This window comes from Lachnoclostridium phytofermentans (assembly GCF_000733755.1).
Lineage (GTDB): Bacteria > Bacillota > Clostridia > Lachnospirales > Lachnospiraceae > Lachnoclostridium > Lachnoclostridium phytofermentans_A.
The window spans coordinates 555,559-576,322 of the sequence record NZ_JPOF01000006.1 but is presented as its reverse complement, the minus strand read 5'-3'; the positions used below and the strand labels follow the sequence as shown (position 1 = coordinate 576,322).

Sequence of the window (20,764 nt, the reverse complement as noted above, 5' to 3'; positions counted from 1 at the left end):
TTTATTCATGATAAGTGAAGCGATTTATCGTTTCACCTTATTTGTAACCACGTATAGCTCCAGAATCATAAATCATATTACAGCTTTCTAAAGTATCCCATAAAGGTAAATCATTCTTATAGTAATCCATGTTATCTCCAATTGTAGGAGTAAATAAAAACTCACCATTTGTTGAAGTAAACAACTGAAGAGGCCGTTTAACTAATTCAGTACTTCTTATTAATATAATGTCGTTTCCGCTGCTTCTAAGGAATTCCTGTTGCAGCTGATTGACTTCAAGTACATTGACTTTATCCGCGAATTCGGAATTTTCCAAATACCGGCAGGAAATATAATCGGACATAACAATTCCGTCAGTAATTTGGGCTGCAGTGTTTAGTGATTTACACTCTTCCTCGCTTAAGTAAAAGGTATAAAACAGCCTTTTAACAATTGGGTTATCTGAAGCTGTAAAATCGTTGGACACAGCCAGGAAAGCCATAGCAAAAAATAAAATAACAGCGAATAATTTAGTTTTTAGTTTGTAAGAGACAAAGGAAAGGCCTGCTGCACCTGCAATACAGAAAAAAAGAAAAGAATATTCTCCAAATCGACCCAGGTTAAAATTACCAGCTAGTTTGTTTAGGAGCAGTGCCGGTCCTGGCATAGAGACAGGAACAAGCAATAAACTTAGGATTAGAATTATTTTAGCGGAGCCTTTAAGTTCTGGTGAACGCAACCCCCAAAGTACCCCTAATATAATAAACAGAAGCAGTGGGCTATACTGAAGGTAATTAAATAATTCTTGCTGCGGTACAACAACAATTGATTTGGTTAAAACGCCGGTAGGGGCCTTTTGTAGCAAACTTTTAGCAATTGAATTGAAGACATCTGTTCCGCTATATATTAAATAGGTTACTGCTGATACGAAATACAAAAGTATAAAATTCAAATTCACAAAGCGTTCCGATTTGGCAACGCGATAAACGGACTGCAAAATATATAGAAGAACTAATATCAGTAAGATAAAAGGCATAGATGCAGTATGATACATTATGAGGCCTACCAATATAAGTAAGTATAAGGCAGACTTTAAATAGATTTTCTTTTGTGCCATTAACAAGATCAATAGTCCTTCAAGGAAAAAAACTACACTTCTGGGGATGGAGTACATTCCATAGAAAATAACATCGGTATTAAAGCACATAAAAAGAGCAGATAATAACGCAGTTTTTATATTAAAAAATTTTTTAGCAATTAAATAGATAACGATGACCAGACACCCATAAATCAGGCCGTTTGTAATGAACATAACTTGAGCAGGAGTGACCTGCAGGTTCATAATTTGATATATAAATGAACACAAAATATGCCATAAAGGAAAGGCCTGATAGTTTTCAAATGTCTGATCGATATAGCCTTTTTGTAAGAGATTTTCAAGTGCAAAGGAGTGGAAAAGTCCGTCGGTTCTGCCGATAAAAAAATAATATTTTAATGTAACTCCCCAGATAATATTTAAAAAAAGCAAAATAATTTGCATTAAGATTAACTTAATTTGTACGCTGTTAAACACTTCTGAATATAATATCTGTGTTAGAATCATTACGCCCATAACAGCAATCAATAAATAATACCATATTATTCTAACGGGGAAGCTATACAAAATGACAATTGAAATAAAGCAGCATATTAAAAAAACTAGCATGAAAAACTTATTCAAATTATTGCTTACTCTGAGAATAACATTATTCCTGCTTCTAAATCTCAGCCATATGATAGGAGCTGCCAGCATTGGTATAACCATATAAATACCCAATAAAGATAAATTATATTGTTTTAACAATATAGGCACAACAGATCCTAATACTGCAAAAATACTGATTAAGATTATGAGCGTTTTTTGAGTAAAAACATATGGATCAGTACTGTGTTTTGATTTTGACCGGTTCACCCACCATGAACGAATCATTTTTGTTTTTTTAATGTAATCTGTTTTGAATCGGCTTACTATTTTCATAATGGCTGTTTTGAAAAAAGCTTCAGACATAATAAGTGTTAAGACTACGTGAGTGAATAGCCAGGCATAACCGACACCGATGATATGATATCTAGGTATTAAGTAGAAACTGGATCCAATTAAAAGAATAAAACGAATCAGATTAAATTTTATGTTTCTTTCAACCCTCATTTTGATATTCTGCACAGCGATAAACACGATATAGATTACGGCAAATAAACTTGCGATGATTACTAATAATAGTAAATCATAAGCAGCAGTATATTCATTGTTGACAAACGAAAGAATATTTTTACCCCACAAGCTTATAATGACTGTTATTGGAATTAAGAACAGATATGCAGTAGTAATAACTTTCGTAATAATACGTTTCAGCGGTTTACCGTGACTGCCTTCTATAAATAAAGAGGTACTTAGCGCATTAGGCACAATTAAAGAAAAATTACCAATAGCCATTGCCACGTAATATATTGCGGCTTCTTCCTGACCAATTAAATTTAGCACTATTATCGGCAGGAGTAACATCGGGGCTTCCTCTAATAGATTCGAAATATAACTTCCAATTGAAAATTTGAGAGATTTTTTTACAAACGACCTGTCTATATCAAGAATATTTATCTTAACCTCTTTGCGTAATATCCATAAAGAGAAAGCAGCGGAGAGTACATAACAGATACCAAGTGATAAAAAAATCCCGAAATTCTTTGAATACGCCAGGGGAATTAAAAGAAACATCCTAAGTGAAATAAGTATGGTTTGAATAAAATAGTATTGTCCTTTTCGTAGCGCCAGTAACATATTACCTGAAATCAAAGTAATAGAATTACATAAAGCAATTACGATAAAGAGTATTGCATTTGTAAAATTCATGGCAAAGGTCGACTGAAAAAAAATAGATATCAAACTGATCACGGCTGAAGCAACAGTGGTTATTATAAGGCTCGTATTAAACACTTTGTTTTTATCTGCAATCTCAATATATCGAATGATAGAAAGATCAAAGCCAAATCGCGAAAACAGCATAACTAAACCGAGGGAAGAAATTAAAACTGTAGCCATACCAACTTCAGTAACGGAATATAGTTTGGCTGCAATTACCCAGAAAAGAATACCTACTGAAGCATTAAGGATTCTGCTCATAACCAAAAATATTGAATTTCTGTAAAGGTGATCTTTTAAGACTTCAGGTAATTTAATCAAAATTCGAGACATATATTCACTCCCTATGTGCTGACCTTAAGTTTTTCTTTACGAAATTAAAATAGAATGTTTCAGCCGATTTTCCCAATAAATCCTTTTTAGAAATTGTAAAATATAATTCCAGTTGCGGATTGAATTTTGATCTGTAACTGCATAAACTCTGTTTGTTGGCGCCGCATATTTCAAACTTCTCAAACCCCAGCGACTTAGCCTCTTGCATTAACTGCCAAATCATAAATTCATTCGCGTTTTTATATTTACTATCCTGTGATTTAGGTAAACCCATCCATCCTAAATATCTGTTATACGCCTGATTCAAAGTAGACCCAATGAGTTTCTCATTATCATATAAGCAATTTAAGTTTAAGTTTTTAGGATAGGTATTAATAACTTCATTAAGAAAAGCCGGATTCACGGCATGATTTAAGCCTTGCTCATGATACCTTTCTGTTAACATATCCGTTAGAATTGAAGTATCGTCACATCTTTCTAATCGACATTTCAATTCTTCGCCTTTCCGTATATTCTGCCTGCATACAGAAGAAAATCCATCCCAGATATCTTTTAGTTCGGGTTTTAAATCTATTATATAAGTATATTTTTGATCCACCTGATAGTTCAGCCATTGAAAAGTCCTTATATCAAGAAAGCCCGGTACCAGTACAACCGAAAAATAATTGGGAGCTATTTTTTTAATTTTATTATCAATTTCCTGTCCGATTAAATTAAGGTAGGATTCTTTCTTGTCTTGTTTCATACTCTCGAACTTCTTCTCCAAAACCGGACCCAGGTAGGGAATTCCTGTTTGTGGAGGAGGAGAGAATAGGAGCTTTACACCTGCAATTTTTTTGTAAAAAAGGGGGCAAACACATATTAAGTGCTCTCCTTTGCATATCCCCAAGGGTAATAATTCATAGCCTGTATATTTTTCTACTAGTTTAAGGAAATCCCACTTATGATAAAGCAGACCATGGGTACTAGCATCAATAAAGCTATCCCACTGGATCTGATCGGTTATATAACAAATAGCCATTTTCACACCACCATTCATAAATTTCTTCTCCAGACGTCATCCATGCGTCTCTAGAAATACCATACTGTAAAATCTTTTCATATATTTTGGCCCAGTGGTCCCTGAAAGGACAGCTGAAAACATTGTTATGCCAAAGCACAGTTATGACTCCATTGTTTAATTCCACTTTTTCAAGAAGTTGTTTGATAAGTTCCCACGCCTCATCGGGTTTTGTAAAGTCAAACATAGCACTCTCCATCACATGTAAGGGGATTTCATAGATATCCATCCATTGCTGGCGCTGCAAATGATAAGGTCTGAAGGGGTGGCACATCCCATTACGAAATCCCACCATGTTGGTATAGCCATACGTTGTATCATATTTAAAGCCACATTTTTCGAGGATTTCCCATGTACTTGGAATCTGAAATCTTAAGTAATGATTTCTATATCCGATAACTTCTCTTCCTAAAACATTTTCTAACCTTCTTTTCTCTCGTTTGATTGCGTCAATATCATGAAAGGAATAATAGCCTCCATGTAGTCCTACTTCCCAACCGCTATCGACTATCAATTTAACCTCATCTGCAATATCTTCGATGTTATATCGAAACCTTCTAGGATCCCGTTCCGCTGTCATGAAATAGAATGATGATTTGGCGTTATATTTCTTTTCTAGCTCCATAATCTTATGAAAATTTATATAGGGACTCGCTTGATTTCCCTTCTTATTCCAAAATAAGTGTTTTTTTAACGCACTCCAATCCTTTTTTTTGAGACTAGTTAAGCCTGACAAAACCCGATGAGATAAAGGCGGATAGATGTCATCTACATCGTGGGTCAAACAGATGGCGAATTTTTTATTACCTGGATAGCAGATGTGGTATCCCTGTTTCATAAGATGCTCCGAAACAACCGGAGTCATAACCTTTGACAGGTCAGAGCCGATATATTTGGAGTCTGTACCCGGGTGTTCTTTTTCATTCACATACGTCTCCCAAAGCTCCGGATGTTGTTTTAAGCTATTAAATTGATCCATATTTATATTTATTAGTACTCACCACCTTTTAGAATTTGTGATTCTAGACAGAATGTAATAAAAGATTGGGCCTTTTCAATACTTTGGGGATAGTGCTCAACAAACCACACCATAAATAAAGTTACATCGATTTTATCTTGCAAAAGATATTGGCGCTTTTGTTCCCATTCGATTTTAATGTCAGGAATTTGTGCCAATTCAATTGCTTTTTTTAAAGCCTGATTGGAGTCTTTATAGTTAAATATTAAGCCGTATTTATTCTCCAGTTCTTTAAATATACCTAGGTTTTGCTGCCCAATAAAACTATTGCATCTAACAACAGGTATGCCCATTACCGCAGCTTCCGTTGTCATCGAACCAGAATCCGTTACCAGTAGATTAGCTTCCGATATAAGTAAGTGCATTTCTTCTGGTTTAATGTTTAATTTATAGCTTTCCAGATCAGCGGGTAGGGGGGCTTCAGAAGAAATATATACGGTAGAATATTTACTGAGCTCCTGAACTAATCTTCTTTTAAAATCTAAATCAAATCCATCCTTGCCAACGTCATGAAAGGCTTTGGAAATAAAACGTAAAATAGTAACCGGGCCTTTGGTCTGGTTTGTATGGTCTGGCGAAAACCTCTGGGGATGAAGATACGCGAGTTCCTTATAGCCAGGGATATTAATTATTTTCTTGCCTGCTTTTTCAAATCCCGAAAACGCACAAATTGTGTCAGCGAACCACTTGTAGTAGTGGAATGTGAAATTATCACCGTCAAAAATTATACTGGGCTTCCCCAAGAACCAAGCAACATGAGCTGCTCTGACAGAACCGAAGGCTATAAATATATCAGGCTTCATTGCTCTTACGGCTTTGTACATTTTGATATCCATGATTGGTACATTCAAAATCTTTTCAGGCAAGGACTTACCGTAATTGCCCAAACTTGTATATTCAAAATCATAGGCTAGTAGCAAATCAGTAGCGATGTCTTTTTCACTAACGGTAATAAGTACCTGATGACCTTTTTTCTCCATTTCTTTAATAAAGTTTTTAAAAAAATGGACTTGAGAGGGATGACCGATATCAACGACAATTCTCATGGCTCTCTTCCTTACATATAATATTTAACGAAGCAATATGGTACAGATTTTTGAAGGGATTCCTCCCTTATTCCAAGCGTTTCTATAGGTGGCAAAAGCGGATTCCATCAACCAATTTCCTCTTGTTATTTCCATATATGGCTTCTGTACTGCGCCAAAACCTCGAAATACCGATTCAATATTTTCGTACATGGAACCCTCGAAATCAAAACTATGAGATACCTGAGCGGCAAATTTGATTGCTTCCCATAACGCTAAAAAGTGGGCACCGCTCGTATTTAAAGCAGGGTCCGCGCCTCCCATCAGATAGTAGGCTGCCTTTTGGTTATAAACGATATATACGGCTGCATGGATTTGACCAGCCATGTCGACTGCAAAAAACATTTTTCTAGCGTTATTTTTCACGCAGGCCTCATCAATTCGATAAACATGCTCTCTGGAATAAGGAACATTGAGATTTTGTTTTTTGAAAGTAAGCTCATTAAGATCAAGTAGTTTATCCAAACTCAGGTCTGTTACGATCTTTATGTTGTTCTTCAAAGCAAGATTAATCTTTCGCTTCGTGCTATGCCGTATATTCTCCCAGACTCGGTTCAAATCAGATAAATCTTCTATTACATAAGTATAACGAGTTGATTGTTTGAACTGAGCCCAACTAAGAGGCAGCCAATTAGTAAATTCAACGGAAAAACGTTGATAAAACAATGCGTGTTTCGGTAGAAGAGTGGTAAGTTCTGATATTAAACTCATCTCATCGGATAGTATTTCAGCATACTTTATTTTTCGTGAGGGAGCAAACATGATTCCTAATCGTGGCAAAAGAGGAGGTGGCATGATCAGATTTAGTCCTACTATTTTTTTAAAAGTCAGTGGCCAGGCGGCCAAAATCTCATCGTTCCTCTTAATAGATAATATTTGATAATTGTTTTGCGCGATAGCGTCGAGCCACCATGATTTATGAAATAGAGAACCCTGAGGGCTTAAATCTACGAACTTATCATATTGCCTAATCTCGTTATTCATTTTCTTGTCACCTTAACTTTTAAAATGGGAGAGGATATATTTCCTAGTAATCCTCCAGAAGAAGTTTCTCAAAAGCAGCAAAGACACTTTTCTTATATAATTTCCATACTTTATTTTTGATTTTTCTTCACCGTAGCGAGCTGGAATCTGAACGTCCTTTACTTTGGCACCTAGCACATTTAGTTTGGCTAGCAGGTCGTTGCAGTAGCCGTACCTAGGATAGATTTTAGTTAGATCAAGATGGGTGAGCGTTTCTTTATTGATTGCGGTATAACCGTTTTGTGGATCTTGAAGTGTCCAATAACCGGAAGAGATGCGTGTCAGCCTGGTAAGTATTACATTTCCTGATCTTCGCCACCTGCTCATTCCTTTTGTAAGCTCAGATATAGACAACCTGTCTCCCTTACAATAATCGGCGGTTCCTTCAACAAGCGGATCGAGTAATCTAGGTAGCTGTAACGGGTCCATCTGATGATCACCAGCCATAACTGCGACTATATTAATGTCATCCTTTAAAGCCTGCCGATATCCAGTTGCAATGGCTGCGCCAACGCCTTTATTATTTTGATGGTGTATCAGCTTAAGTCGTGAATCTCTAAGATAATCTGAGGCCACATCAAAAGTACGATCAGTTGAACAATCATCTATTACGTAAATCCTATCAACATAATCAGGCATCGTTTGAATTACTTTGTTGATAAGAAGCTCCTCATTATAAGCGGGAACAACAACGCCAATCGATCTACCTCTGTACATAATTAGCCCTCCTGTTTTACACATAACAGCGACTCTTATAAAAAATATGCATTCGCTGTAAACTCATTCTCTCAATTTGTCTGAAATTTTTAAGGTAGCTTTGATTAAACTATTTTTCTTTAGTAGGAGATTTAAGAGCTTTTTTCCGAGGTAGGAGGGGTAATCGATATCTCCGTATTTTAAAATAAGCTTATGATATTTGGGTTTATTTAAAAAACGTATCACCATATCAATGTCTTCGTCACTGAAATTCAAGTAGCTTTCTCGAAGCTTCATGGCACTAGCACTTTCTTCATCCATTTCTTTTTCCCAGAGTTTCTGGTACGACGACATCTTAGCCTCTGTCAGATTATCCTCTCTTAAGGCTTCTATTGCTGTCTGCGCGCAAACAAAAGCTCCGCGGAGGCCCAAGTAGATACCACCGCCAGATACAGGCTTGATCTGGCAGGCAGCATCTCCGACCAACATGGCATTTGCAGAGTATATTTTCGGCATTTTGCCTAATGGAACAATGCCGCTGGTATAACGTATAATTTTCAGATCTTTGAAAATCTGAGGATTTTGATCTACAAGTTCCTGAAAATAATGTTGGAGAGAGTACGCAGGCTGGACAAGTGCATAGCCGGTTCCTAACCTGCAAGTTTTCTCATCCAGGGGTATCATCCAGCCAAACCACCCCGGAGCAAGATTTTGACCCAAAAATATGCTAATTGAATCCGTATCCGCGCATTGCAGCTGGGCGTCGACAGCAAACATCACTGCTTTAAGATTATGACGACTTAGCCCGAGCCATTTGGAAACACTGGAATTAACACCATCAGCGCCAATCAGAAGTTTCGTGCTTATGGTTTTGCTGCTATCTGCTAGCGTAAGTCGAAACCCGCCTTCTATACGCGTGGCTGCTTTTACCTTTACGCCTTTCATAAGTATCGCTCCTGCATCTTCAGCATTTGCGGCTAACTCCTGATCAAATTTAGCGCGGTCGATGGCAAGTGCAAGGTCATGGCTACTTTCAACGCTAAATTGAGCCCCTAGTGGCGAATGTACACGCAAACCTGTCAGATTATTTAACACCGTACTTTTATCCACCCCTGCTAGTTCTACTGCGCGCGGTGAAATAAGACCGGCACATTGCACCGGATAACCGATTTCCTGATGCTCTTCAAGTATTAGAACTTTGAAACCAGATAATGCAATTTGCTTTGCTGTGAAGCATCCCGCTGGACCGGCTCCGACTACAACAACATCCCATTCCATGTTTTTCCTCTTCCCAATTTTATTAAACTAGAAACTGTAGTTTCTAAGTGTGACAATACTTATAACGATTCGGTTCCTCCGAGAAAAAAGCATAAAATATCCTTAAAACATGCGTTTTATGTATGCTTTGTGCGTACATAGGCGTATGAAGATTAATGCGCAGATTCGTTAGAACTGAATATTCTCTAATACTATATATATGAATTTAGATCCGAATTTGGTACTTATCCATCCGCAGCATTTTTAACCCCAAAGTTATGATACTGTAACATGACATCAGATTAAGTTGCAAAGAGCAAGGGATTGATGCGTTGCAATAATATCACCTAGACGGAGCTTTTGCTGGGCTGTTGAATGGCTATCGGAACCTATACTTAGAGGAATATTTTGAACAATTAGTTGATTTAAAAACGCTTGTATCGGCACCTTGTATTTTACATTTACTTCAAAAACCTTCCCGGATAGTTTACCTAAATGGCACAATAGCTTTATTGTCTCTTCCTCAAGAGGTATCTTATATTGTATTAGCTCCGCAGCAGGATGGGCAACAATGTCTACCATATCGTTTCTAAGTAGCCCTTGTATTGTTGACAGCCAATCTTCATATACTTTACTCTTATCGAGAGATTGATCGTGTTTGCTGTAGAATTGATTTGATCCCGAAGGAATTCTGTGGATGGAGCCTAGAATATAGTCTACTTTTTCTCTCCACTTATCGTTAAGATCAAGCTCACCGGCACATGTTAAGGCTTTTGCCTCAAGTCCGGTTACAATTTGAATCACGCCTTCGTATTTTTCCTTTAATCTGTTCGTGGAGTCGATAAAACTAGGCACCCATTCACTTCTACGCCATACATGATCCACAAGTCCAACTCGTTGCAGACCTAAAGCTATTGCCTGTTCAATTAGTTCCTCACAAGTATTGATTCCATCAGAAAATAAACTGTGATTATGCAAATCAGATAGCATTAATAAAAAAACTCCTTCCAGTAGCGAATCATTTTACAGTTCCAACCAACAGATACGCTTGGTACATCTTCCCGAAGCGCAAGCTTTACAGCATAATAAGGAAGGTTAACCCCGGCTCCGGTACAGTGTACAATGCTTCCCTGTATGCGGGGATTTATTTCCAGTATAAGAGGTGTGTTATTCCGGTCCCGCCTTACTTGAATACCGATATTTCCATGTAGTTTTAAACTTTGTACGATTTCGTTGCAGTAATTGATCACATCATCTTCTTTGACAATCTCCCCCTTAATGGTGATTCCGGCACTCATTGCATCGCGCCTGCGGGGAATGGTGTACAGAGTTCTTCCATGGTCTACCAATAGATCGACGCTATACTCATTACCGGGAAGGTATTCCATAAGGATCAATTGGAGGAAAATCTCTGACTCATCAAAAATTGACATAATTTCATCAAAGGTAATATAAGTTGACATCGGCTTCATTTCAAACAAAAGCTTATACCTGCTTATTGTTGGATCAATAATTCTAAAACCTCTACTTCCGTTTGAAACCAGGGGCTTTAAGCAAATCGCCTTATCAGGATAACCCAGTTCATAAGCCGCTTTTACAAATTCTTCTTTTGAATTTACTATGGTGAAATGAGGTACCGAAAGACCTCTCTCTTTCATATAGGATAATAGATTACCTTTGTTGTTTGCTATCTTTAATTGATCAATATCAGATATTGAAACGATGATGCCTTCATTCTTAAATTTATCTTTATTAAGAGAAAGTCTTTCAAGTTCCCTTGTAACCATAGGTAAAATTACATCTACTTTTTCCTCCTTGGTGATTTTAAGCAGAGTGTCAATAAAGTCTGGTGCTTCAGCCATAGGGAGTTTACATCTTGCATCAGCTAATTTAAAACCAACTGCCTCGCTTGAAGCATCAGCACCAATCACGCGAATGGATCGTTCGCCATTGTCTCGAAGGCTTTTTATCACCCCGGGAGCGCCGGGAGCACCGGATCCGGTTATCATGACAGTTACAGGTTCCATAATAATCCTCCATGCTGCCTTTTCAAGGTAGCTCAAAACTCTAAGCGAAATTTATTTCGCTTTGTGAAGAGGCTCTTTTCTTCACACTTCCTCCTTACTCAATTATCCACCGAATAATCTCAAAGGCTTCAGCATACGGTACTCCTATCTGTGTTCCGCGGGTAATTGCTAATGATCTGATGAAGCTTTCATTGGCATACACCCGATTAGACTGAGATTCATAGCACCTCAGAGCCTCTATTTTTTTGTTCAAATGTTCTTCTTTCAAAAAAACAAAGGATTGGGTATGGAAGCTTAGATTGTTCCATGGCAGTTCATAACCTAGGATTGATGTCTGTTTAAAAGCCCGAATACCTTCTAACCCAATGGTACTATGATCCTGATGAATATCATGCTGGGAAGGCATTAATACCAAATCTGGCCTGGTTTCAGTCTTTAGCTTTACCAAATCATCGAGTATTTGCTGTCTGAAGTTTTGAAAAGTCCGAACTCCGTAATGAAATATTATTAAGTTTTCATTTCTGATACCCAAGACGCTTGTTGCATTTTTCACTTCAGTTTCCAGGATGTTTTTAGGAAGATGAGATGGAATAGATAATTCACAGACGGAAAATGCCGCATAAAATACCTCCGCCTGTTCGGCTATCAGCTTTGCAATTGTTCCGCCACATCCAAACTCTCCATCATCTGTATGAGGGGCTAAAATCAAAACTCGTTTTTTCATAATAAACTCTTTCCTTTGGAACCTGACCTAACGAGCTTTAGAACTTTCTTGCCGTAATTGAATAAATAATCCCGCAGTAAAGCTTTGAACCATCCAAGTAGGCCGGTTCCCCATCTTTCCGGATGGCAGTTGAGATATATGCTGCTTACTTTTTCGCTGTTTAGATATCGAATCACATCTATGGTGTTTTTAAAGTTCCTATTATCGATTTCTGCCTTCAATTTATCTTTAAAATTATGATTACCATTCCAATTTCTACCCGTATCCGTCAGATATATGGAAATATCACTGCATGACAGGAATGCTTCTCCAAGTAACCCAAATTCCCTAAAGTCATATAAACTCCAGATATCCCTTCCGTCCCATTTGGTTAACGGATTGCCATGCATGCATACTGTCTTTACAGGAAAAAACTTACGAAAAAGTTCTAATTCCTTTTGAAATAAGGAAATTGCCTTACGGCTGTCACCTCTGGCTTTATCCAATATCTCATAATGGTATCCTATCTCATGACCTAAGCTATAAATTTGCTTCATCACTTTTATATTAAATGTGTTCGGGTATCTAAAGTAATATGTTGACTGAATACCATGCTCATGCTCGAGCTTAGCCATGGCCAAGGCATTTTTAATGCTTCTGTCAACATCATGTCGCAATACGATGCATGGTGATATAGGCACATTCGATAGATAGTTTTGTACAGTAACAACATTATGTGATTGGAGAGCTTTGCAGATTTCGGCATACATGTCAAGAGAAAAATCCCTTATTCTCATAGTGACGTCCTCTGGGTTTCCTCTATTATTTTTCTTAGCTCTGTCGCTACAAAAGTTTGTTGTTCATCAGACATTTCCGGAAACAGTGGGATAGCAAAAGTCTCTTTGGAAGCAGCCTCAACAAATGGTAAGGAAATATCAGAATATAGCTGCTTGTAGGCTTCCTGCTGATGTAGAGGAACGGGATAATAAATACCGCATCCTATTTGCCTACTTTCCAATCCTTTAATAATTTCTGCTCTTTTAGGATGACCTAAAATATAAAGGTGGTAGACGTGTACAGCTTCGCTGTCAGCTTCCGGAAATTTAAACCCTAGACCCTGAAGAAGATTTTTATATCGTTCTGCTTTTGTTCTTCTTGCTTCATTAAAACTGTCAAGGTGTTTTAACTTTACTCGTAAAATCGCAGCCTGAATTTCATCTAGTCTACTGTTATAACCTATCTCACTATTGTAGTATTTTTTGCTGCTTCCATGTGCTCGCAGCATCCGTATACGTCCAGCAAGTTCTTCATTATTGGTGGTGATCATGCCGCCATCGCCGTAACCGCCGAGATTCTTGGTAGGGAAGAAGCTAAAGCAAGCCGCATGACCTAAAGCACCGGTCTTACGCCCCCTATATGACGCTCCTATCGCTTGGCATGCATCCTCGATTACGATTAGATTGTAACGATTGGCAAGTTCCATGATATTATCCATGGGAGCCGGCTGTCCAAAGAGATGCACCGGTATAATTGCTTTGGTACGTTTGGTAATGTTACTCTCAATTTTTTTGTAGTCAATGTTATAGCTCGCTTCATCAATGTCTACGAAAATCGGAATTGCTCCAACTCTGGAAATGGCTTCTGCAGTAGCAAAAAAACTATAGGGACTAGTTATTACCTCATCACCTGGTCCAATACCATAGGCATCTAGGCATAGGACTAGTGCATCCGTTCCATTGGCTACGCTAACAGCAAACTTAGTGCCGCAGTACTGCGCAATCTCTTTTTCAAGTGCCTGCACATTAGGTCCCAATATATAATTGCCGCTAGATAAAACGCTTGTAACCGAGGTATCTATTTCATCCTTCAAAGACAAATACCCGGCCTTTAAATCAATCAAGGGAATCTTCATTTTTCTTCCTCCTTTAGCATTTCTTTTTCCGGCACAGGTCTAAATTCTCGTGCGGGAACACCTTTATAAACCTTTCCTGGTAGTGCATCTTTCGTCATTACAGAACCTGCAGCTATGAAACTTTCCTCACCTATTACAACCCCCGGAAGAAGAATTACGCCGCCGCCCACTCTGGCTCCATTCTGGATGACAGCTCCTTTTATCAATTTGAAACGTTCCTCAGTACGGCCCATAAAATTATCATTCGTAGTAGTAACCATTGGAGCAATAAAGCAATTTTTGCCAATGCTAGTGTAAGCCGTAATATATGATCCGCTTTGAATCTTGGTCCTTTGTCCGATATCAACAGTGTTTTCTACGATGCAACCCGTACCGACTATGACGTAGTCGTCAATAGTACAACGCTCCCTGACGACTGCCGCATCACCGATCAGACAGCAAGACCCAAGAACCGTTCCGGCATACAAAACAGCCCCTGCTCCAATCGTCGTTCCAGATCCTATCTCTAGTGGCGCAAGCGGTTCAGTCATTTTTATAGTACTAGTTTTAGCCGGGCGCGGTTGTCTTCCGATAACCGCATTGGATTCGATATTTACATTGTTCCCGATCTTTGTTCCTGGATATATGGTTACATTGTTGCCAATGGTAACATCAGAGCCTATCGTCACCTCGTCACCGATTACTGAATAAAAGCCAATACTAACATTTTGCATAATTTTTGCGGTTTGACTGACAGAATTCACATGATCACACTCCAATCTGAAGTTATCTTTACTGGCTGGTTTGTTTTAGTGGATTGATAAATTGCTTTTATTAAATATAGTACCTTCATGGCTTCCTCGCCGGAAACAAGAGGCTCCTGATTCCGTGTAATAGCCTTTATAAAATCTTCGATTATTTCTTTATGACCCGTTTGATCTGACTCATTATTCAGCTGATCAGCCTGAATTTTTGCTTCAGCATCTGAAAACCTTGCAAACTTCCATTCCTGGATCTTTGATAAAGACTTGCCACCTATCACGGCTGTACCTTGAGTGCCGAAAATAGAGATACTTTCCTCTAGGTTTTCCGGATACAGAGTTATTGCGGCTTCTATTGTTCCCAACGCGCCGCTTTTAAACTTAAGGGAACAGACGCATACATCCTCGTATTCTATGTTATGCAGCTGAGTAGCACCATAGGCAAATACCTCATCAACAGGTCCAAGCAGCCAGTTTAAGAGATCAATGTTATGAATGGCCTGATTAAACAAAATCCCTCCATCCAGTTCTATAGTCCCCCTCCATGACGCCGAATTAAAATATTCAGGGGACCGATTCCATCTCACCACAGCGCTGGCGTGAGTAATTTTACCAAACCAACCCTCGTTTACGGCTTCACTAAGAGCCCTAACCACAGTTTTTACCCGGTTGGGATGAACAACGCCAAGCTTAACCCCTTTGGATTTGCACAACTCCACCAAGCTTTTACCCTGGCTGGTATCGAGCACAAAAGGTTTTTCCAGTAAGATATGCTTACCGGCATTTGCTGCTTTTTCTCCAATTGCTGCATGCGAACCGCTAGGGGTGCAGATGATAACAGCTTCAAGCTCTGGATCTTTGAGGAATTCATCATAATTTTCATAGGAAGAAACACCATATTTTTCTGAAAATGAAGCCCTACGCTTTTGATCACTGTCGCAAACAGCCACCAGCCTGGCATTTGCGATTTGATCTAACGCATTAACATGCTTCCCAGCAATATGCCCACACCCTACAATACCAAAATTAACCATAAAAACAGCCTCCATTTATTGTTCAGTTAAATCAAAATGATTTTATTTCTTTCCGACATTACATTTTTCGTAGCGTTTCTTGTATCTACAACAATGTTTGATTCTTTAACTACCATCTCGTAATCAATATTAGAGTGATCGGTGATTATTAGTACTAGGTCACTTTTCCTGAGCTCTTCCTTAGATAGCTCTACCCAGTCTGCTTCAATTGCCTTTCCATCCGAACCTGGCATTGACTTAATATAAGGATCATAAAATACCAGTTCAGCTCCCTCTTCTTTTAGCGTCTGCATTATTTTAAGGGCAGGAGACTCTCTGTAGTCGTTTATATCCTTCTTATAAGCAATCCCAAGCACGAATACTATGGAGCCTTTTACCGGTTTTCTGGACTTATTTAAAGCTTTTATAACCTTATCCACCACATAATAATTAACTTGAATGTTAATTTCACCAGCTAATTCGATAAACCGGGTGGAATAATCAAATTGACGTGCTTTCCAACTTAAATAAAAAGGATCTATGGGTATGCAATGCCCACCGACACCCGGACCGGGATAAAAAGTTTGTATACCAAAAGGTTTTGTGGCAGCAGCATCAACTACTTCCCAAACGCTTATATTCATTTTATTGCATAGCATCATTAATTCGTTTACCAGTGCTATATTTACGGCCCGGTAAGTGTTTTCAAAAACCTTTGTCATCTCTGCAACGCTAGCAGAGGATACTGGAACTACATTTACAATGGTCTGGGTATATAAAAGTTGTGCGATCTCCAAACACAGAGGCGTAACTCCTCCAACAACTTTTGTTGTATTTTTTGTTGAATACCTTTTATTCCCTGGATCGACTCTTTCAGGTGAGAATGCAAGAAAAAAATCTTTTCCCACTTTAAGTCCTGTTGATTCCAGCGAAGGAAGTATAAATTCCTGCGTCGTACCTGGAAAAGACGTGCTCTCAAGTATGATCATCTGGCCTATTCGAAGCTTACTACTAATTTCCTTGGTTACACTTTCAATATAAGATAAATCAGGCTCGTGATAGTCATTGAGAGGTGTTGGAACGCAAATAATAATGATATCCTGCTCGGGCAATACAGAGAAGTCATTAACAGCTGACAATGACTTCTTCTCAACTAATTTCCGCAATTCGTCATCGTTAACATCCTGAATGTAGTTCAAACCCGAATTCAGCATACTAACCCTACTGGCATTTTGATCAATGCCCAAAACTTTGAAACCAACTTTAGCCTTCTCAACAGCGAGTGGTAAACCAACGTAACCAAGTCCGATTACACATATTTTGGCTGTTTTATCTTTAATTGCATTTTTTAAATGCTGTTCTAAATTTTACTTGTTATTAATTTTTCATCATCCATTTGGGGATATCCTTTCTTAAGCTTATGTATTTTTATAATTCATTAGTAGAATATGGCGTAATTTGTAAATTGTGACCGTCCAAAGGTAATTATTTGTTCTTCTGTATCGATTGCAGTCATTCATTGAAAGGGAGCCGTATCGATGAGCTTGAAAAGTCATTGTGTAATTGACGTTTCTAAAGGTTAAAGTCTACGCCAGAACGCGTAAGTTCTTTTCTATTTTTATTGTTGAAATATTGTATTCATATTTCTGACCATTTATATCAATATAATTTTTGGGACATAGCATAGATTTTTATTTTATGGAAATAGACACGCCTGATAATCAAGATTATTTAGGGAAAATTGCAATGGAAGAGCGAATGACAATGTGTATACTCACAGATCATAAAAATAACAGCAGCACCATGTTCCGTATCAAACCATAACTTCCATATAACTACAAGTTAGTATTTTTATTGACAAATTATCTTATTCGTGCATATAATATTTTAATTCATATAAAACATATATGAATAGTCTATATTAAACAGGAGGTTATTTTTATGAAAAGTAAATTTAAATCAAAGCAAAAAAATCACAATAAGGATAGTTTCATGTGTTGCTCCTGTTGCTGTTGTTGTAATTCTTAAACCATATAAAATATTAAATTAAGAAGGAGACAAATATGAATATAGATTTTTTAGCATTAGGTGCATTAGGAGCAGCCATTATTTTCATTGGCGCATTAGTATTTTTAAGAAAAAAGAATATAGATTTTGGACTTAGAACCATGATAGCTTTAATTTTTGGATTAGGATTAGGAATAGTCTTTGCAGGTCATACCAGTTATGTGCAGCTTATTGGAGCTGTATATGCAAATATAATATCTGCATTTGTTGTACCACTTTTATTTTTTAGTGTTATTTCTAGTGTTTCACAGTTGGAGAATATACACCAACTAAAAAAGATAGGTGTTAAAAGCATTGGATTACTAACATCAACCACATTGATTGCCTCAACCATAACTATTATAGTTTCATTAGCTATAGGTGTTGGGAAAAATGCATTAATTACGCTTCCAACCGATTATCAAGCGAAGGAAGTGCCAGCAATTACACAGGTAATCACTGATTTATTCCCAAAGAACTTTTTTGCGCAAGCATCGACGAATACAATTGTACCAGTTATATTATTTTCACTACTTATTGGTATAGCTGTAGTTTCGCTTTCCACGAAAGATCCAGAGGGTGTTAAACCTTTTAAAGCTTTTGTTGATTCCGCATCCAAAGTTATTAATACAGTGATAACATTTATTATTGAATTTACCCCTTACGCTGTATTAGCCTTAGTAGCAAATGCAGTTTCTAAGAATGGAGCAGATAAATTATTACCTCTATTGCCGGTATTAGTGATAGCTTATCTTTTGTGCTTTATTCAAACCTTTGGCGTAAATAGTATTCTTATTAGCGTCGTGGCTAAATTAAACCCTATCCATTTTTTTAAACACATTTGGCCTGCACAGGTTGTTGCGTTCACTACCCAAAGCAGTGTGGGTACAATACCAGTGACAGAGAAATGCCTGAGAAATGCTGGTGTATCAGATAGTATTTCTACTTTTGTTGTTCCATTAGGAGCTAATGTTGGAATGCCTGGATGTGCAGGAATTTGGCCTACTTTATTAGCAGTCTTTGCAATACACGGATTAAATATTGAGTATTCCATCGGACAGTATGTCATTCTTATTCTGATAGCAACTTTAATCAGTATTGGTACAGTTGGTGTTCCAGGAACGGCGACGATTACCGCAACTGCAGTATTTGCTGCTGCAGGACTCCCAATTGAAATTATTGTGTTGTTAACACCAATCAGCTCTATTGTAGATATGGCTCGAACCGCAACCAATATAAGTGCAGCAGCTACAAGTGCATTAATTGTTGCAAAAAGTGAAAATGAAATAGATTTAGAAAAATATAATAATTCTTAGTTGTAAAATGAAAAACCGCAATCCTTTGAAAAAGGACTGCGGTTTTTACTCGCTGTTTGGCATTAAGGTTATAAAATCAGTGGCTAAAGCTACTTCCAATTAGAAAGCCAAGTTTTATCATTTGCAATTGCGGATACTACCTCTTCCCCAGAATTGAAATTATCAAAGGTTCCTTTGTTAATTTCGTCGACAGCTTTACTTAGCAGTTTTTCGTAGTAAGCTTCTGGTGTTAGATCGGTTGTGGATTGGATAAAATTCTGTCGGGATTCATAAGAGGCTATTTTTGCATACTCGTCTTTCACTTGGTCTATGAGATTATCACGATTCATATAATTTACTCCTTTTCAAAAAAGTTTTTTACGTTACCAGGTTTGTGGTGACTGCAGGACTGCTTCTTAGTATTTCGTCAACTCTATCTAATGCGCTCTAAACCATGGTAGACTATGATTCGTTTTTCTCAACGAATCTTTTTTTGGTCACTCTACCATAATTATTCCTAAATATTGATAGAGTTATTATTTGCTGGTAAAAGAATATTATTCAGATTTGTATCGAACTTAATGAATCAAGAGATAAAAATTCCTTAGTATATAGGAAATGCTAAGCTTGAATTTAATAGAAACATTGCTGAATGCAAAATGCTAGTTTGATTTATAGAAATATTACTAAATACAAAATTTATAGAGGATGCTCTTTAATCGTCTTAACCAATAGTAGCAATTCAGACTTAAAAATGTTTGACAATATTTAATAATAAGTGTAAAATAATTCCATGTCACAGTAGTGACATGGGAAAATGCGACAACAGTATGTTCAATAAGTTAAACAGGTATTGACAGTAGTAATATGAGGTTACCGTATTTGATTTATTTCAACCGTATTTAGCTTATTTCATAGGAAGGGAATGAATTGACGATTAGCACAAGTGTTCACAGGGAGCAGGAAAGACTGGAGCAAAAAGAAAAAAGAAAGAATGAAATTCTTAATGTTGCAAGGGAACTTTTTATAACAAAAGGACTATCAGAAAATACTATGGATAATATCGCCTCCGAAATAAAAATTACTAGAAGGACCTTGTATCGATATTATAAAACAAAAGAAGAACTGGCTTTTGAGATAGAGATTATGTTGTTTGAAGAACTGTACTATTTTCAAACCAAAATCTATAAAACATTGGTAGGTAACGGTCTGAAAAAGATAGAGCTTTTTTTGAATGAAATTGCAAGTTACGTAGAAGCAAAACCCAGTATAATAAGGTTTTCGGGAGTATTTGATTTTTATTTTACGGGAGAATATCCTTATTTAGAATTAACTAATCGTTTTAAAAATATGATCTCAAGCAATGATTATATTCTGGAGCAGTTGATTAGGGATGGTATAGAGGATGGCTCCATACGACTGGACATCGACCCGGTAATAACTGGATTGACAATAAGTAATGTATTGCTAAGCTTATCACAGAGAGTACTAATTAGAGAAAAACATCTTGATGAAGAGCAGGGTGTAGCTTCAAGAGAAATGATAAGGCATCAGTTTAAACTTTTTATCTATTCATTGGAGAGAAAGTGAGTCATGGTTGAATTATAAAGCAGTTATCCTTAATTTCCTAGAATTTCTACATACATATAAGGCAAGTATCTAATATTAATAGCAGTCATGA

At 37.3% G+C, this 20,764-nt stretch carries 18 protein-coding genes; 2 read left to right on the top strand and 16 right to left on the bottom strand.

Translation table 11 applies throughout. The features are described 5' to 3' along the window. Positions 1 to 37: 37 nt before the first annotated feature. From CC92_RS21835 to CC92_RS21130, 15 genes are all read right to left on the bottom strand, one after another. The gene (locus tag CC92_RS21835) at positions 38 to 3,208 is read right to left on the bottom strand and encodes a hypothetical protein (protein ID WP_051650990.1); all 3,171 of its coding nucleotides are present in this window, start codon (positions 3,206 to 3,208) and stop codon (positions 38 to 40) included. 4 nt (positions 3,209 to 3,212) lie between these two features. Next, positions 3,213 to 4,247 (bottom strand): GNAT family N-acetyltransferase, encoded by a 1,035-nt coding sequence (locus tag CC92_RS0115895; RefSeq protein WP_051650991.1) that lies wholly within the window; start codon positions 4,245 to 4,247, stop codon positions 3,213 to 3,215. Next, positions 4,189 to 5,196 (bottom strand): polysaccharide deacetylase family protein, encoded by a 1,008-nt coding sequence (locus tag CC92_RS0115890; RefSeq protein ID WP_197035806.1) that lies wholly within the window; start codon positions 5,194 to 5,196, stop codon positions 4,189 to 4,191. Before CC92_RS0115890 ends, CC92_RS0115895 begins: the two co-directional genes overlap by 59 nt. A gap of 62 nt (positions 5,197 to 5,258) precedes the next feature. Beyond that, a complete protein-coding gene (locus CC92_RS0115885) occupies positions 5,259 to 6,332 on the bottom strand; it encodes a DUF354 domain-containing protein (RefSeq protein WP_029505263.1) in 1,074 nt (357 codons plus the stop codon). Between the two features lie 24 nt (positions 6,333 to 6,356). Beyond that, entirely contained in the window at positions 6,357 to 7,355 is a 999-nt protein-coding gene (locus tag CC92_RS0115880; protein ID WP_051650992.1) for a GNAT family N-acetyltransferase, read from the bottom strand. 12 nt (positions 7,356 to 7,367) lie between these two features. After that, entirely contained in the window at positions 7,368 to 8,111 is a 744-nt protein-coding gene (locus CC92_RS0115875) for a glycosyltransferase family 2 protein (RefSeq protein ID WP_051650993.1), read from the bottom strand. A 63-nt stretch (positions 8,112 to 8,174) separates the two neighbouring features. Continuing rightward, positions 8,175 to 9,368, bottom strand: a complete 1,194-nt coding sequence (locus CC92_RS0115870; protein ID WP_051650994.1) for an NAD(P)/FAD-dependent oxidoreductase — start codon at positions 9,366 to 9,368, stop codon at positions 8,175 to 8,177. A gap of 276 nt (positions 9,369 to 9,644) precedes the next feature. Next, the gene (locus CC92_RS0115865) at positions 9,645 to 10,337 is read right to left on the bottom strand and encodes a PHP domain-containing protein (protein ID WP_029505267.1); all 693 of its coding nucleotides are present in this window, start codon (positions 10,335 to 10,337) and stop codon (positions 9,645 to 9,647) included. Continuing rightward, positions 10,337 to 11,374, bottom strand: a complete 1,038-nt coding sequence (locus CC92_RS0115860; protein ID WP_029505268.1) for an ATP-grasp domain-containing protein — start codon at positions 11,372 to 11,374, stop codon at positions 10,337 to 10,339. Before CC92_RS0115860 ends, CC92_RS0115865 begins: the two co-directional genes overlap by 1 nt. 94 nt (positions 11,375 to 11,468) lie before the next feature. Further along, positions 11,469 to 12,098: a PIG-L deacetylase family protein gene (locus CC92_RS0115855; RefSeq protein ID WP_029505269.1), complete on the bottom strand. Its 630-nt coding sequence runs from the start codon at positions 12,096 to 12,098 to the stop codon at positions 11,469 to 11,471. Continuing rightward, positions 12,095 to 12,874, bottom strand: coding sequence for a hypothetical protein (locus CC92_RS0115850; RefSeq protein ID WP_034218534.1), 780 nt, complete (start codon positions 12,872 to 12,874; stop codon positions 12,095 to 12,097). The genes CC92_RS0115855 and CC92_RS0115850 overlap by 4 nt, the downstream gene beginning before the upstream one ends. Beyond that, entirely contained in the window at positions 12,871 to 13,989 is a 1,119-nt protein-coding gene (locus tag CC92_RS0115845; RefSeq protein ID WP_029505271.1) for a DegT/DnrJ/EryC1/StrS family aminotransferase, read from the bottom strand. The genes CC92_RS0115850 and CC92_RS0115845 overlap by 4 nt, the downstream gene beginning before the upstream one ends. Continuing rightward, positions 13,986 to 14,732, bottom strand: coding sequence for an acyltransferase (locus CC92_RS0115840; RefSeq protein WP_034218532.1), 747 nt, complete (start codon positions 14,730 to 14,732; stop codon positions 13,986 to 13,988). Before CC92_RS0115840 ends, CC92_RS0115845 begins: the two co-directional genes overlap by 4 nt. Next, positions 14,729 to 15,763 carry a Gfo/Idh/MocA family protein gene (locus tag CC92_RS0115835; protein WP_029505273.1) on the bottom strand — a complete coding sequence of 345 codons (1,035 nt, stop codon included), beginning with the start codon at positions 15,761 to 15,763 and terminating at the stop codon, positions 14,729 to 14,731. Before CC92_RS0115835 ends, CC92_RS0115840 begins: the two co-directional genes overlap by 4 nt. Before the next feature lie 26 nt (positions 15,764 to 15,789). Beyond that, positions 15,790 to 17,052, bottom strand: coding sequence for a nucleotide sugar dehydrogenase (locus CC92_RS21130; RefSeq protein ID WP_330372785.1), 1,263 nt, complete (start codon positions 17,050 to 17,052; stop codon positions 15,790 to 15,792). Between the two features lie 753 nt (positions 17,053 to 17,805). Between CC92_RS21130 and CC92_RS0115825 the strand changes: the two genes are divergently transcribed. Further along, a complete protein-coding gene (locus tag CC92_RS0115825; protein WP_029505274.1) occupies positions 17,806 to 19,104 on the top strand; it encodes a dicarboxylate/amino acid:cation symporter in 1,299 nt (432 codons plus the stop codon). A gap of 89 nt (positions 19,105 to 19,193) precedes the next feature. On the opposite strand, the gene CC92_RS0115820 is transcribed toward CC92_RS0115825, so the two are convergent. Continuing rightward, entirely contained in the window at positions 19,194 to 19,433 is a 240-nt protein-coding gene (locus CC92_RS0115820; RefSeq protein WP_029505275.1) for a hypothetical protein, read from the bottom strand. A gap of 580 nt (positions 19,434 to 20,013) precedes the next feature. Here CC92_RS0115820 and CC92_RS0115815 point away from each other — a divergent pair. Then, positions 20,014 to 20,673, top strand: a complete 660-nt coding sequence (locus CC92_RS0115815; RefSeq protein ID WP_029505276.1) for a TetR/AcrR family transcriptional regulator — start codon at positions 20,014 to 20,016, stop codon at positions 20,671 to 20,673. The last annotated feature ends 91 nt before the right edge of the window (positions 20,674 to 20,764 follow it).

Bases quoted from the DNA above. Each gene is read 5' to 3' on its own strand.
- CC92_RS21835 (WP_051650990.1), bottom strand. From the start codon at position 3,208: ATGTCTCGAATTTTGATTAAATTACCTGAAGTCTTAAAAGATCACCTT.
- CC92_RS0115895 (WP_051650991.1), bottom strand. From the start codon at position 4,247: ATGAATGGTGGTGTGAAAATGGCTATTTGTTATATAACCGATCAGATC.
- CC92_RS0115885 (WP_029505263.1), bottom strand. From the start codon at position 6,332: ATGAGAATTGTCGTTGATATCGGTCATCCCTCTCAAGTCCATTTTTTT.
- CC92_RS0115880 (WP_051650992.1), bottom strand. From the start codon at position 7,355: ATGAATAACGAGATTAGGCAATATGATAAGTTCGTAGATTTAAGCCCT.
- CC92_RS0115875 (WP_051650993.1), bottom strand. From the start codon at position 8,111: ATGTACAGAGGTAGATCGATTGGCGTTGTTGTTCCCGCTTATAATGAG.
- CC92_RS0115870 (WP_051650994.1), bottom strand. From the start codon at position 9,368: ATGGAATGGGATGTTGTTGTAGTCGGAGCCGGTCCAGCGGGATGCTTC.
- CC92_RS0115865 (WP_029505267.1), bottom strand. From the start codon at position 10,337: ATGCTATCTGATTTGCATAATCACAGTTTATTTTCTGATGGAATCAAT.
- CC92_RS0115860 (WP_029505268.1), bottom strand. From the start codon at position 11,374: ATGGAACCTGTAACTGTCATGATAACCGGATCCGGTGCTCCCGGCGCT.
- CC92_RS0115855 (WP_029505269.1), bottom strand. From the start codon at position 12,098: ATGAAAAAACGAGTTTTGATTTTAGCCCCTCATACAGATGATGGAGAG.
- CC92_RS0115850 (WP_034218534.1), bottom strand. From the start codon at position 12,874: ATGAGAATAAGGGATTTTTCTCTTGACATGTATGCCGAAATCTGCAAA.
- CC92_RS0115845 (WP_029505271.1), bottom strand. From the start codon at position 13,989: ATGAAGATTCCCTTGATTGATTTAAAGGCCGGGTATTTGTCTTTGAAG.
- CC92_RS0115835 (WP_029505273.1), bottom strand. From the start codon at position 15,763: ATGGTTAATTTTGGTATTGTAGGGTGTGGGCATATTGCTGGGAAGCAT.
- CC92_RS0115825 (WP_029505274.1), top strand. From the start codon at position 17,806: ATGAATATAGATTTTTTAGCATTAGGTGCATTAGGAGCAGCCATTATT.
- CC92_RS0115820 (WP_029505275.1), bottom strand. From the start codon at position 19,433: ATGAATCGTGATAATCTCATAGACCAAGTGAAAGACGAGTATGCAAAA.